The 13,329-nt window shown below is 73.5% G+C and carries 10 protein-coding genes; all 10 read left to right on the top strand.

The features are described 5' to 3' along the window. Positions 1–234: 234 nt before the first annotated feature. The 10 genes from THESUDRAFT_RS07100 (at position 235) to THESUDRAFT_RS07055 (ending at position 13,313) form a co-directional block, all read left to right on the top strand. Entirely contained in the window at positions 235–1,974 is a 1,740-nt protein-coding gene (locus THESUDRAFT_RS07100) for a sensor domain-containing diguanylate cyclase (RefSeq protein WP_156821748.1), read from the top strand. Next, positions 1,971–2,534, top strand: a complete 564-nt coding sequence (ytxJ, locus tag THESUDRAFT_RS14475; protein WP_006904079.1) for a bacillithiol system redox-active protein YtxJ — start codon at positions 1,971–1,973, stop codon at positions 2,532–2,534. The genes THESUDRAFT_RS07100 and ytxJ overlap by 4 nt, the downstream gene beginning before the upstream one ends. 363 nt (positions 2,535–2,897) lie before the next feature. After that, positions 2,898–3,695, top strand: coding sequence for an SDR family oxidoreductase (locus THESUDRAFT_RS07090; protein ID WP_040827226.1), 798 nt, complete (start codon positions 2,898–2,900; stop codon positions 3,693–3,695). A 114-nt stretch (positions 3,696–3,809) separates the two neighbouring features. Beyond that, positions 3,810–4,625, top strand: coding sequence for a ZIP family metal transporter (locus THESUDRAFT_RS07085; protein ID WP_006904077.1), 816 nt, complete (start codon positions 3,810–3,812; stop codon positions 4,623–4,625). A gap of 413 nt (positions 4,626–5,038) precedes the next feature. After that, positions 5,039–6,454: an alanine/glycine:cation symporter family protein gene (locus THESUDRAFT_RS07080; RefSeq protein WP_006904076.1), complete on the top strand. Its 1,416-nt coding sequence runs from the start codon at positions 5,039–5,041 to the stop codon at positions 6,452–6,454. 693 nt (positions 6,455–7,147) lie between these two features. After that, a complete protein-coding gene (locus THESUDRAFT_RS07075) occupies positions 7,148–8,716 on the top strand; it encodes an acyclic terpene utilization AtuA family protein (RefSeq protein ID WP_006904075.1) in 1,569 nt (522 codons plus the stop codon). Further along, positions 8,703–9,161 (top strand): DUF4387 domain-containing protein, encoded by a 459-nt coding sequence (locus tag THESUDRAFT_RS15025; protein ID WP_006904074.1) that lies wholly within the window; start codon positions 8,703–8,705, stop codon positions 9,159–9,161. Before THESUDRAFT_RS07075 ends, THESUDRAFT_RS15025 begins: the two co-directional genes overlap by 14 nt. Positions 9,162–9,305: 144 nt before the next feature. Beyond that, entirely contained in the window at positions 9,306–10,928 is a 1,623-nt protein-coding gene (locus tag THESUDRAFT_RS12310; protein ID WP_242823268.1) for an ABC transporter substrate-binding protein, read from the top strand. A gap of 251 nt (positions 10,929–11,179) precedes the next feature. Beyond that, entirely contained in the window at positions 11,180–12,199 is a 1,020-nt protein-coding gene (locus tag THESUDRAFT_RS07060; protein ID WP_006904072.1) for an ABC transporter permease, read from the top strand. Between the two features lie 46 nt (positions 12,200–12,245). Further along, the gene (locus THESUDRAFT_RS07055; protein ID WP_006904071.1) at positions 12,246–13,313 is read left to right on the top strand and encodes an ABC transporter permease; all 1,068 of its coding nucleotides are present in this window, start codon (positions 12,246–12,248) and stop codon (positions 13,311–13,313) included. Positions 13,314–13,329 lie beyond the last annotated feature (16 nt).

Raw genomic sequence — 13,329 nt, 5'->3', positions numbered from 1 at the left:
AGCGGTTGAGAAGGCGGACCGGAGGCAGCCGGAGGTGCCGGCGGCCGGCGGGTGGGGGGCCTGCCGCCGCGGCGGTTCCGGCAGGGCGGGGCCCGCCTGCGGGCGGGTGGGGAAGCCGCACGGCAAGTGCTGCGCGGGATTCTGGATGTCGGGGGAGTCGCTGCAAGGGGTGGGGTGGCCGGTCAGGGGTCGGACCGGCCGCGCCACCCGACGGCCGGTGGGGAGTTGGGGGGCATGAGGCTGCAAGGCGGGGGGATGGGACCGCGGGGGGATGGTCCCGTCGTCACCCCGGCGGGTGACCGGCAGCGGCCCTGGCAGGGGCCGGTCTGGCCGGCGTTGATTCTCGTTTGGCTGGCTGCGGTGCTGGCGGTGTATGCCGCGGCCGGATGGGTGGAGGTGTGGGTTCTAGCGCCCGTGGCCGGTGTGGCGGCGGCGCGCCGCTGGGGGATAAGGCGGGGAGGTGCGGTGGCGGCGGCGGGCCTTTTGCTGATGGCGGTGGCGCTGCTGGCCCGGCCCGCGGGAGCCACCGGCTGGCGCCTTCTGGCAGCCGAGGCGGCGGCCCTGGCCGGTGCCTGCCTGGTGGCGGCCCGTGGCCGGCCTGCGCCGGCGGTGGCGGCGGTGTCCTGCGGAAGGCCGGCGGCCTGGAGGGAGGCGGCGGCCGCGGAGGCGCTCCTGGGGGAAGCGGTCCCAGGTGACCGGGCGGACCCGGCGGCGCCCACTCCCGGCGCCGCCGCGACGGAGTCCGCCCTGACCGAATCCGAGCTGCAGGCGCTGTACGCCTGCACCCATACCCTGAACAAGGTCACCAGCCTGGACGATCTCATCCGGGAGTTTAACAGCCTGCTCTCGGCCCGCCTGGGCTATCCGTACCTAGCCCTGTTGCTGGTGCAGCCCGACGGGTCTCTGCAGCTGGCCTCGGCGCCCCTGTATCCGCCCGAGGTGCAGGGGGTGGTTCTGCCGGCGGGCAAGGGCATTTGCAGCGCCGTCGTGGAGACGGGGGAACCGGTGATCGTCGACGACGTGACCCGGGACCCGCGCTATTACCCCGGCCTCAACGAAGCGCGGTCGCAGATCGCCGTGCCCGTCCTGCACGGGGACCGGGTGGTGGGTGTCCTCAGCGTGGAATCGCCCCTGCCGGCCGCCTTCACGCGCCGGGACCTGCGCCTTCTTCAGGCCATCGCCGACGAGGTGGCCGTCGCCCTGGAGCGGGCCTGGCTGATGGAGCGGGTGGAGCAGCAGGCCATCACCGATCCCCTCACCGGCCTCTACAACAGAAGCTGCCTGGTCCAGCGCCTGAGGGAGGAGGGCGAGCGGGCCGCGCGTTACGGTCGCCCGCTGTCCCTGCTCTTCATCGACCTGGACGATCTCAAGCTGGTCAACGACCGGTTCGGCCACGAAGCGGGGGACCAGGTGCTGGTGTGGGTGGCCCGGGTGCTCAAGGAGGCCTGCCGGAGCGTCGACTACGCGGCCCGCTACGGGGGCGACGAGTTCGTGGTGGTCCTGCCGGAAACGGGGCCGGAGGGGGCCCGGGCCGTGGCCGCCCGGATCCAGCAGCGCCTGCTGGAAGAACCCGGCCCGCCCGGCTGGGCCTGGGGCAGGCTGGGGGTCGGGGCGAGCATCGGCATTGCCGCGTATCCTGCCCATGCCCGGGACTGGACCGACCTGCTGCGCCTGGCCGACCAGGCGATGTACGGCGCCAAGCGCCGGGCCAAGGCCCGGCGAGGCACGGCCGGTGACGCACCCGGCCAGGACCGCGGAGGCGGGGGCCCGGCAGGCCGGAGGGCCGGTGCGGAGCCGGCGGGAGACGCCGCATCCCAAGGGGCCGGGGACGCCGGGACAGTCCGGCCGGGGCAGGGGCCCCGGCCGGACTCCGAGGCGGAGCGGTACCGGGGCATCGAAACGGCCATCGAAACGGCCGAGGAGGGCGATCCGGGGGATCCCCTGGCCGGCGATGAGGAGGAGGTGGGCCCATGATCGTGGCCCTGCAGTCGATGGCGGAGCTCGAACGGGCGCTGCGCGGTCCCGCGCCCGTGCTGATCTTCAAGCACAGTACTGCCTGTCCCATCAGCGCCGCTGCCTACCAGGCCTTTCAGCGGTTCGTGGCCGCGCACCCTGCCGGAGCCCGCTACTACCTGGTGAAGGTGATCGAGCAGCGGGCCCTTTCAGGCGAGATCGCCCGGAGGCTGGGGGTGCCTCACGCCTCCCCCCAGGCGCTGCTCTGGCACCGGGGCGGAGTGCGGTGGCATGCCTCCCACTGGGCCATCACGGAACAGTCGCTGGCTGCAGCCCTGGCGGGATTGCGGGTGGGAGGCCGGGAGCCTGCCGCGGCGCCGGGGGCCCGCGCGGCGGGAACTCCAACGGCCGGGGCCACTTCCCCGGCGAGGCCTGCCGCGCGATGGGGCGGCCGCCCGGCCGCCCATCTGGAGGCCCTCGGTGGCGGCCGCGCGCCGGCGGACGCCACCGGCCGCCCGGAGGCGGGCCGCGGTGCCCCGGGTGGCCCGGGGAACTGGGGCGCTTCCGGGGCGGGGAGCTGACAAGCCACGCCCGAGGGCTCCGGCGGTGCCGGCGCCTGACCTCGCGGGCACCGCGGCTCTCACCGGGGCCTTGACCTCACCGGGGCCTCGAAAGGATATAAGCCCGCTCAGGGCGAAGGCGGGCTTATATCGGAACCATACGGTGGTGGCCAGCGGCCGGTGCAGAGCACCTTGAGGGGCGTGGCCGCCTTTGCACCGCCCGCATGGTGGGGCAGTTATTGAAAGCAATTGGACGGGCGGGGACCAATTCCTGCCGTCCGGCGGAACTTCTCTCCAAATTCCAGTCGACCCCGAGCGGGTCCTGCGGCGATGCAGGCCGGCCCGGCCGGGGTCGGCCGGAAGCCTGGCGCGGGGGTGGGGCCTTTGGAGCTGGGCTTGCAGGGCAAGGTGGCGCTGGTGACGGCGGCCAGCCAGGGACTGGGCCGGGCCATCGCCGGGCGGCTGGCCGAAGAGGGGATGCACGTGGCCCTCTGCAGCCGCTCGGCGGAGCGGGTCCGGGAGGCCGCCGAGGAGGTGGCCCGCCGCGGCGCCGACCGCGATGTGCGGGTGGAGGCCTGGGAGGCCGACGTGGCCGTACCCGAGCAGGTGCTGGCCCTTTCCCGTCAGGTGGAACAGGCCTTCGGCCGTCTGGACGTGCTGGTGTGCAACGCCGGCGGCCCGCCGCCGGGCGATTTCTTCGACGTGGAGGAAGCGGACTGGGAGAAGGCGTTCCAGCAGAACCTGATGTCCGTGGTCCGGCTGGTGCGCGCCTGCACGCCGCTGATGGAGCGGTCGGGCGGCGGCACCATCGTGACCATCACCTCGACCTCCATCAAGGTGCCGCTGCCGCGTCTGATCCTCTCCAACGTCATGCGGGCGGGCGTCTACGCCCTGGTGAAGAGCTTGGTCCCCGAGCTGGCGGCCCGCAACATCCGGATCCACACGGTGGCGCCGGGGCGCATCGACACCGGGCGGGTACGCAGCCTGGACCAGGACCTGGCCCGGCACACGGGGCGCAGCGTGGAGGAGGTCCGGGAGAGCTTCTACCGCCAGATCCCCCTGGGCCGGTACGGCGACCCGGAGGAGTTCGCACAGGTGGTGGCCTTCCTGGTGTCCGATGCCGCCCGCTACCTGACCGGCCAGGCGGTGTTCGTCGACGGCGGGATGATGCGGGCCCTGTGAGGTCCCGGGCGGGCAGGCCATCCTGATAAGGGGGCCTGGACCCGCTGCCGCCCGGCGGCAGCGGGCGGCCCTCCGGCAGGTGCCGATCGGGCGGGTGCCGGGAGGGATGGCGGCTTGACCTGGCCGGGCTGGGCCGAAGCGGCCCTCTGGGCGCTGGTGGCATCCAGCAGCGGGCTGTGCGGTTGCCTGGGTGGCCTGTTCGTCCCCCTGGGGCGCAGGGTGCTGGCGGCGGTGATGGCCTTCGGCGCCGGCGCCCTCCTGGGCGCCGTGGCCTTCGACGTGCTGCCGGCCGCCCGGGACCGGGGCGGGCCGGGGCCGGCGGTGGCGGGTTTTCTGGCCGGCGCCCTGATCTTCACCGTCATCGACTTTCTCCTGGACCGGCGCGGTGCCGTGGGGCGCAAGCACAGCGGCGACCCGGACGAACCGGCCGGACGCGGGCCGGAGCCGGGAAGCGGTGCGGCGGCACCACGGCGCCCGGCTTCCCGCGGCCCCCGGCCGGGGGCGGCCTGGGCGATCCTGGCGGGAGCCGTCCTGGACGGCGTGCCCGAAGCCTTCGCGCTGGGGGTCGACCTCTTTGCCGGCCACGGGCTGAGCTGGGCGCTGGTGGTCGGGATCTTCCTCAGCACCCTGCCGGAAGGCCTCTCCGGTTCCGTGGGCCTGAAGCGGGCCGGGTATCGCCGTGCCTTCATCGTGCTGCTGTGGGCCGCGGTGGCTGGGGTGGCCGCACCGGCCGCGGCGGCCGGGTTCCTCCTGGCGGAACGGCTGGCCGGCGTGACCGAGGCGGTCATCCTGGCCCTGGCCGGCGGGGCCGTGGTGGCCATGGCGGCCGACACCCTGACCCCCGAGGCATACCGCGAGGGCGGCAACCTGGTCGGCCTGATCACCGCCCTGGGGATGATCCTGACTTTTATCCTGGCCGTCGAGGTCTGATCCCGCCACGGCGGGGGAAGGGCCTGCTGGCGGGCCCGCCCCGGCTCCTGGATTGGGCAGGCAATCGCCCCCATGAAATGCAGCCCAAGGAAAACTTCCGAATTTACAACGAAAAGGTGCAGGAATTGCGAGCCCTCTGAAAGAAAACAACCAGCACGACGGGATTCCTTCTGGTAAGGCCTGTCCCTGGCCCGCCGCCTTGCGTGTCTCGGTGGAGTTCAAGCGTGGCACGCCCGTTCCCGGCCCCGAACCTGCCGGGAGTCCAGCTCCAGTTTCGTGGGTGCGGGCCGCCTTGTGTGCGGGCCGCCTTCCGGTACCGCTGACCGGCAGCGGCGGCCGGTCGGCCGGGGGTTGCCTTGCCCCCGGCCCAGGGCCCCGCGCGCCGGCCCCGCTTTGCTGGGGAGGGATGGTGATTGCAGGGTTTCGTTGACGGCCTGGCGGCCCTGCTCGGTGCCGCCAGCGACATCGTCTGGGGTCCTCCCATGCTGGTGCTCATCGTGGGCACCGGCCTGTTCCTCACCATCCGGCTGCGGGGGCTCCAGTTCCGCGAGCTGGGATATGCCCTGCGCCTGGCCTTCAGCCGGCGGCAGGATCAGACTTCCGAAGGCGACGTCAACCACTTCCAGGCTCTCATGACGGCCCTGGCGGCCACCGTCGGCACGGGCAATATCGCCGGCGTGGCGGCGGCCGTGACCCTGGGCGGCCCCGGCGCGGTCTTCTGGATGTGGGTGACGGCGCTGTTCGGGATGGCCACCAAGTACGCGGAGGCCATCCTGGCGGTGACCTACCGGGTGCGCAACGCCCGGGGCGAGATGGCCGGCGGCCCGATGTACGTGCTGGAACGGGGGCTCGGCCAGAAGTGGCTGGCCGTTCTGTTCGCCGTTTTCGGCGCCGCGGCCGGTTTTGGCATCGGCAACACCGTCCAGGCGTACGAGGTCTCCAACAACATCCAGCAGTACTGGGGCGTGCCCAGCTGGATCGTGGGGCTGGTCCTGGCCTCTTTGACGGGCCTGGTGATCCTGGGGGGCATCAAGTCCATCGGGCGGGTGACCGCCTTCCTGGTGCCGTTCATGGCCTTGTTCTACGTGATCGGGGGGCTCGTCATCCTGGGCCGGCACATCGAGGCGGTGCCCGGCGCCGTCGCCCTGATCCTCAGCCACGCCCTGACAGGCGAAGCCCTGGGTGGCGGGATCGCCGGCGCGGGCGTGCGGGAGGCCATCCGCTGGGGCGTGGCGCGGGGCGTGTTCTCCAACGAGGCCGGCCTGGGCAGCGCGCCCATCGCCGCCGCGGCAGCCCGCACGGACCTGCCGGCGCGGCAGGCGCTGGTCTCCATGACCGGTACCTTCATCGACACCGTGGTGGTGTGCTCCATCACGGGGCTGGTGATCGTCGCCACAGGGATGTGGCAGCAGGCGGATCCCGAGACCCTGACGGGGGCGCAGCTGACGACCCGGGCCTTCGAAGCGGGGCTCCCCGGGCCGGGCGGCATGATCGTGGTGATCGGCCTGATTCTCTTCGCCTACTCGACCATCCTGGGCTGGGCGTATTACGGCGAGAAGTGTTTCGAGTACCTCTTCGGTACCCGGGCCGTCACCCTGTACCGGGCTTTGTGGACCTTGGCCGTCTTTGCCGGGTCGGTGGCCACCTTCGGGATCGTCTGGGACTTTGCCGACGTGATGAACGGGCTGATGGCGGTACCCAACCTCATCAGCCTGCTGGCCCTCAGCGGCGTGGTGGTGCGGGAGACCCGGCGCTTCTTCGCCGAGGGGCGCCAGCTCCAGCCGCCCGCGGCGCGGCGGGCGGCGGCCGGCAGCGCCCCGGCCGGCTGAGCCGGCCCGTCTCGGGCTCCGGCCCGTCGCGGCCGTTACGGCCTGCGGGCCGGGACGGCCCGGTCGGGGACGGGGCTCCTGAAGGGAGTCCGGCGGTGTACCGCAGGGAACCCACCGGTGTACCTTGGCAACCGAGCGGCCCCGCCTTTCGGGCCGTGACCGCGGGTGATCGCCCCCTTCCGGCGGGCAACTTTCCCCGCCGGCGGCGTATCGATGGAATGAGGCCGGGGCGGCCTTGGGGAGCCAGGCCGCCCCGGCCGGTCCGGGTACGGCCGCACGCCGACGGTGGTTGGAGGGGGTGGCCCGGATGGCGGCGGCAACGGCCACGGAGCCGTCAAGTACGGGGTTCGCCGGCACCTGGGCCCCTGGCCGGCGCGGGAAGGGGCCGGTCAAGGGGGCGAGGCTGCTTGCTAAGCCGCCGGCCGCGCCGGTGGCCGCGCCGGGCAGCCTTCCGTCCTGCCGGCCGGCCAGGAAGGAGGTGGAGGGTTCTTCGGCCGGTGACCGGCCGGTGGGGGCGCCGGGAGCTGGAGGCACGTTCCGGTCCTGGCTGCGCAAGCTGTCCAGTCCCGGCCGTCCAGAATCATCCTGCCCCGTCCCGGCGTCTCCGGACGGGGTTTGTCGTTTCTGGGGCGGGGTGGCCATCGCCCAAGGCGGCGGCTGCCGGACCAACGCGCACCTGAGGGGTGACCTGCGATGACGACCGGCACCGGTGTGCGCCGGAGAGAGGGGCGGCTGCGGGAAGAGGTGCGGCTGCTGGCGCCCACCGGGCATCTGGGGTTTACGCCCCTGGAGAAGGAGAGCTTCCTGGCGGGGCTCGAGCGGGACCCGGACTTCGTGGTGGCCGATTCCGGGAGCTGCGACATCGGCCCCTACCCGCTGGGCGCCGACGAGCCGGCCAGCCCGCCGGCCTGGCAGTACCACGACCTGGAGATCCTGCTGGTGGAAACCCGCCGGCGAGGGATCCCGCTGATCATCGGCTCGGCGTCGGATACGGGCACCCGGCGCGGGGTCGACCAGTTCGCCGGGATGGTGGAAGACATCGCCGCCCGGCATGGCCTGCCGCCCTTCCGGCTGGCGCGGATCTACTCGGACGTTCCCGTGGAACGCCTGCGCCGCCTCCTGGAACAGGGCGTCGCCATCCGCGGGCTGGACGGCCGGCCCGACCTGGCCCCGGCCGATCTGGACCGGACCTCCCGGGCGGTCGCGGTCATGGGGGCGGAGCCCATCGTCGCGGCCCTGGACGCGGGGGCCGACGTGGTGATTTGCGGCCGGTCCAGCGATGCGGCCATCTTCGCGGCGGCCGCCCTCTGGTGCGGCATGCCCCCAGCCACCGCCTACTACGCCGGCAAGGTGCTGGAATGCGCCTCTTTCTGCGCCGAGCCCTTCATGGCCAAGGAGTCCGTGCTGGGCACCCTGCGCCCCGGCGAGGTGGTGGTGGAGCCCATGCACCCGGATCAGCGGTGCACGCCGGCCTCGCTGGCCGGGCATGCCCTGTACGAGCGGGCCACGCCCTTCTTCGAGCACGTGCCCGCAGGCGTCCTGGATATGCGCGGCTGCGTCTACCAGGCGCTGGACGGCCGCCGCACCCGGGTCACCGGCTTCCGGTTCCGGCCCGCCGGCACCTATGCCGTGAAGATCGAGGGGGCGGGTCCGGCCGGCGCCCGCTTCCTCGCCCTGGCCGGCTTGCGCGATCCCGAGCTGGTGGCCCGGGTGGACGAGGCCATCGCCTGGGCGCGGCGCAAGGTGGCGGAGCGTTACGGAACCGCCGGTTACGAACTGTTCTACCACGTGTACGGCCGCAACGGCGTAATGGGGGAGCTGGAGCCCCACCCCCGCCCCGGGCACGAGCTGGGGCTGGTGGTCGAGGTGGTCTGTCCCGACCGGCACCGGGGCCGCGAGATCTGCACCATGGCGGCCCGCCAGCTCTTCTACGCCCGCATCGGGGGCCGGACCGGGACCGCCGGCCGGGCCGCCCTGATGACCGACGAGGTCCTGGAGGCCCGGCCCGCCTACCGCTGGACGCTGAACCACGTGGTGCCCGTGGACGATCCCCTGAGCTGGTTCCCCACGGTGCTGGAGCAGGTGGGGCTCAGCGGCCCTGACCCCCACCCCGTCCCCGGTCCGCTGGCGACTCCCGCCGGTGGGCGGGAACCCGTGGGGGCGGGAGCGGCAAGCCGCCCGGCCGCGGCCGGGCGCCCGGGAGCCCGCCCGGGGCACCGGCCGGCGGGCCGGAGGGAGGGATCCGGCCATGCGCCTGCGTGAGCTGGCCAGCACCATCCGGAGCAAGAATGCCGGCGTCGACCTGATCACCTTCGACATCCTCTTCCCGTCGGAGGAGGCGTACCGGCGGGCCTGCCGGAGCCCCGGGCTGACCCCGGAGGCCCTCTGCCGGTTGCTGGGCATCGGCCCCGACCGCCTGTACTGTTTCGTCCATTTTGACCCCGCCCGGGCCATCAAGTTCACGGTCCGGCGGCGCCGCCCGGCGGGAAGCCCGGGAGAGACCGATGTCTTCGGCACCCAGCAGTACGGGCCTCTGCTGGATCTGGAGGTCGAACCGGCCGGGGCGCCGCCCGCGGCGGTGCGGGAGGTGACACCCCCGGCTCCGGTGGAAGGGGCCGCTCCGGCCGCGGTGCGGCCCCTGGGCGGCGGAGTCCGGGCCGGCCGCGGCGGGAGTGCCGCTGGTGACAACCCTTCCGGTGGGCCGTGACGGTGGGAGAGGCAAGGCAAAGGGAAACCGGTCCGGGGGCGGGCGGCGCCCGCCCCCGGGGAAAGGGGGAGGCGTATGGACGGCGGGTGCAGGCCGGCGGGCCGGCGGGGCCGGCGGCCGGAGACACTGGTGCTGGGAGGCGGGATGAGGGGTGTGTTCCGGCGGGGGCCCAGGCGGCGGGCCGCTCCCCACCGCCTGGGCCGGCTGGTCCCGCTGGCGGTGGCCCTGGTCCTGCTCCTGGCCGCCGCGGGTTGCACCGGCGGCGGCCAGGAGCAGGCGGGCGGCGAGGCCGGTTCGTCCCAGGGGCAGGTGCTGAGCATCACCCTGGACGGGGCGAAGAACCGCGAGGCGGAGCTGCAGGTCGTCGCCCAGTACCTCAAGCAGGTGGGCATCGACGCCCAGGTGCGGGTGTGGGAGTACCAGACCCTGGTGGCCGAGGCCCAGAAGGGCACCCGGCAGGCCTACGCCACCGACTGGGGCAGCGCCACCTTCACCCCGGTGGACCTGGCGGTGCCCAAGCTGGAGACGGGCGGTCGCGGCAACTACTCCTTCTACTCCAACCCGGAGGTGGACGCCCTCTTCAAGGAGGCGGCGGCCGCCACCGACGAGGCGAAGGCGCTGGAGGCCTATAAGAAGGCGCAGGCCATCCTTTACGAAGACGCCCCCTGGATCTTCGGCTACTACCTGGACGCCATCGAGGCGGCCTCGGCCCGGGTGAAGAACTGGCAGCCCTCCATGGACAGCCGGATCAACCTGCACGACGTGGAGCTGGAGGGCGGCGACACCCTGGTGGTGGGGTTGCGGGCCGACCGGATCCTGTCCCTGGACCCCGCCGCCTACCGCGACCGGGACACCGAGACGGTGATCCGCAACATCTACGACGGCCTGGTCACCCGGACGCCCGACGGCCGGGTGGTGCCCGAGATCGCCGAGTCGTGGGAACAGCCCGACCCGACCACGTACGTGTTCAAGCTCCGGCGGGGCATCAAGTTCCACAACGGCGAGGACCTGACGGCCGACGACGTGGTCTTCACCTTCCAGCGGATCCTGGCTGAAGACGGCCTGGACGGCCAGCCGTCGCCGCGCAAGGGGCTGGTGGAGCCGCTGGAGTCCATCGAGAAGGTCGACGACTACACGGTGCGGATGAAGCTGGCCAACCCGTCGGCCGCCTTCGTCCAGCTGCTGGTGCACACGCAGATCGTGCCCAAGGACTACGTTGAGGAAGTGGGCAGTGCCGGCCTGTCGGCCAAGCCCGTGGGGGCGGGGCCCTTCCGCTTCGTCGAGGGCAGCCTGGACGGGCAGATCGTCCTGGAGCGGTTCGACGACTACTACGGCGGCTCGCCGGACCTGCCGCCCGTGGGGCCGGCCAAGCTCCAGCGGGTGGTCTTCCGCATGATGCCCGAGCCGGCCACCCGCATCGCCGCCCTGCAGAACGGTGAGGTCCATATCATCCAGGAGGTGCCGCCGGACCTGGTGGCCCAGCTGGAGAAGGACCCCAACGTGCAGGTCAAGGTGACCCAGGGCACGCGGCTTTACATGATCGAGCTGAACAACAAGGTGCTCACCGATCCCCGGGTGCGGCAGGCGCTGAACTACGCCATCGACTGGGACGCGATCCTCAAGGAGCTCTACAAGGGCCACGCCCACCGGGTGGCCACGGCGCTGCTGCCCAGCGGCTTCGGCTACGACGAGAGCCTCCAGCCCTACCCCTACGATCCGGAGAAGGCGAAGCAGCTGCTGCGGGAGGCGGGGTACAAGGTCGATTGACGGGCGGGGGCCGGCGCCGGGCCGCGGCCTGGCCTGCGGCACGTGTGCGGGCCCGGGGCGCGTGGGGAAGAACCGGCGAGCCCGGGCGGTGCAGGGGCAGGCACGGGAAGGGCCCAGGGGCGGTGCAGGACGGGGTCTCGGCCGGCGGTTGCCGTTGCCAGGATGGGGGCGGCTGGCGGGCGGCGGCCGGCGGGCGCGGTGGCCCGGGAGCGCGGTGGCCGCAGGCCGTGACGGGACGGGGAGGTGACCGGATGCGCGGCGGGTGGGTGTTGCGCAGGGTGCTGATGGCCCTGCCGCTGGCGGTGGGGATCGTGCTGGTGAGCTTCGTCCTCCTGCGGATAATGCCCGGCGATCCCGTGGACATCATGCTGCGGGGCGGGGGCACCTCCAGCGAGGCGGAGGCCCGGGCCCTGGCCCGCCAGCTGGGCCTGGACCAGCCCCTGCCCGTCCAGCTGGCCCGGTTCGTGGGCGATCTGGCCCGGGGCGACCTGGGCGAGTCCATCCGCAGCCGCCAGCCCGTGGGCCAGGTGCTGCTGGCCACCTTGCCGGCCACGGTGGAGCTGGCCCTGGCCGCGCTGGCCTTCGCCGTGGCGGCGGGGGTGGCGCTGGGGGTCCTGGCCGCCACCCGCCGCGGCTCCTGGCTCGACCGGGCGGTCATGGCCACCGCCTCCCTGGGGATCTCCATGCCGGCCTTCTGGCTCGGCATCGTGCTGATCCTGCTGCTGGCCGTGGGGACGGGATGGCTGCCCACCTCGGGCCGCATCGCCTCCCAGTATGCCGGCACGGTGCCCTGGCACACCGGCTTCCTGCTGGTGGACACCCTGCTGGCCAAGAACCTGGCGGCCTTCCGCTCGGCGCTGGCCCACCTGGTGCTGCCGGCGGTCACCCTGGGGGCCGAGCTGGCGGCGGTGGTGGCCCGGGTCACCCGCTCCAGCATGCTGGAGGTGATGGGGGCCGAGTTCGTCCGCACGGCCCGGGCCAAGGGCCTCCCCGAAGGGCGGGTGGTCCTGCGCCACGCCCTGCGCAACGCCCTGATCCCCACCGCCAGCGTGGTCGGCCTGCAGGCCGGCGTGCTGCTGGGCGGCAACATGATCGTGGAGACGGTGTTCGGCTGGCCGGGTCTGGGCCGCCTGGTGGTCGAGGCGATCTTCGCCCGGGACTACCCGGTGGTCCAGGGGGCGGTGATGGTCTACGCCCTGACCTTCCTGGTGATGAACCTCCTGGTCGACCTGGCCTACACCTGGCTGGACCCGCGGATCCGGGAGGCCTAGGCGCTCCGGGCGGGGCCGGCGGCCTGCGTGCAAAGGAGGGGAGCGGATGCACGGTGCGTGGAAAAGGCGGCCCGCACTGCGGTGGGTCGAACCGGCGGCGGCCCGGGAGCCCGAGGGCGTTCCCGGTCGCGCTGCGCCCGGGTCGCCCGCCCGGCCGGGCCTCGGGCCCGGGCTCGATCCCGGGGCCGGCCCGGGGACGGGGCGAGGGGCAGGGGAAGGGGCGCCGGGCCTCGACGCTGGTGCCGCAGCCGCTCCCCTGCCCGGCACCGCGGACCCCTGGCGACGGGCATTGCGCCACCCGCAGGTGGCCGCGGGCCTGGCGGTGGTGGCCCTGTTCGTCCTGGTGGCGGTGGCCGCCCCGTGGCTGGCGCCCTACGACCCCGACGACTTCACCTTGAGCGCCCGCCTGGCCCCGCCGGCCTTCCTGCCGGGAGGCCACCCCGAGCACCTCCTGGGCACCGACCGGGTGGGGCGCGACCTTCTCACCCGGCTGCTCTACGGTGCCCGGGTGTCCTTGCTGGTCGGTGCCACGGCGGTGACCGTGGCGGGGGTGGTGGGTTCGGTGCTGGGGGCCGTGGCGGGCTACGCGGGAGGCCTGGTGGACCAGGTGCTCTCCCGGGCGGCCGACCTCTTGATGGCCTTCCCGTACCTGCTCTTCACCATCCTGATGATGGGCATCCTGGGACCGGGCATCGGCAACCTGATCCTGGCCCTGACCTTCAAGGCCTGGGTGGAGTTCTACCGCGTGGCCCGGGGCCAGGTCCTGGCGGAGAAGGCGAAACCCTACGTGGAGGCGGCCCGGGCCATCGGCCGCAGCCACGCCGGCATCCTGGCGCGGGAGATCCTGCCCAACATCCTGCACGCCCTGCTGGTGGTGGCCACCCTGCGGGCCGGGCACATGATCCTGATGGAGGCGTCCCTGAGCTTCCTGGGCATCGGGGTGCCGCCCGACGTACCGGCCTGGGGGTCCATGGTGGCCGAGGGCCGGGACTACCTGAGCACCGCCTGGTGGGTGTCGACCCTGCCGGGGCTGGCGGTGCTGGTGCTGGTGCTGGCGATCAACACCCTGGGCGACGGGCTCAGGGAGCTCTTGGACCCGCGGCTGCGGGTGTAAGGCCGGGCTGTGAGGC

The sequence above is a fragment of the Thermaerobacter subterraneus DSM 13965 genome, from assembly GCF_000183545.2.
GTDB classification, from domain to species: Bacteria; Bacillota; Sulfobacillia; order Thermaerobacterales; family Thermaerobacteraceae; genus Thermaerobacter; species Thermaerobacter subterraneus.
Note: the sequence above shows the minus strand (reverse complement) of the source record. Positions and strands in the feature narration are given on the sequence as shown.

Coding starts and splice junctions, on each gene's coding strand:
- THESUDRAFT_RS07100 (WP_156821748.1), top strand. CDS start 235: ATGAGGCTGCAAGGCGGGGGGATGGGACCGCGGGGGGATGGTCCCGTC.
- ytxJ (WP_006904079.1), top strand. CDS start 1,971: ATGATCGTGGCCCTGCAGTCGATGGCGGAGCTCGAACGGGCGCTGCGC.
- THESUDRAFT_RS07075 (WP_006904075.1), top strand. CDS start 7,148: ATGACGACCGGCACCGGTGTGCGCCGGAGAGAGGGGCGGCTGCGGGAA.
- THESUDRAFT_RS15025 (WP_006904074.1), top strand. CDS start 8,703: ATGCGCCTGCGTGAGCTGGCCAGCACCATCCGGAGCAAGAATGCCGGC.
- THESUDRAFT_RS12310 (WP_242823268.1), top strand. CDS start 9,306: ATGAGGGGTGTGTTCCGGCGGGGGCCCAGGCGGCGGGCCGCTCCCCAC.
- THESUDRAFT_RS07060 (WP_006904072.1), top strand. CDS start 11,180: ATGCGCGGCGGGTGGGTGTTGCGCAGGGTGCTGATGGCCCTGCCGCTG.
- THESUDRAFT_RS07055 (WP_006904071.1), top strand. CDS start 12,246: ATGCACGGTGCGTGGAAAAGGCGGCCCGCACTGCGGTGGGTCGAACCG.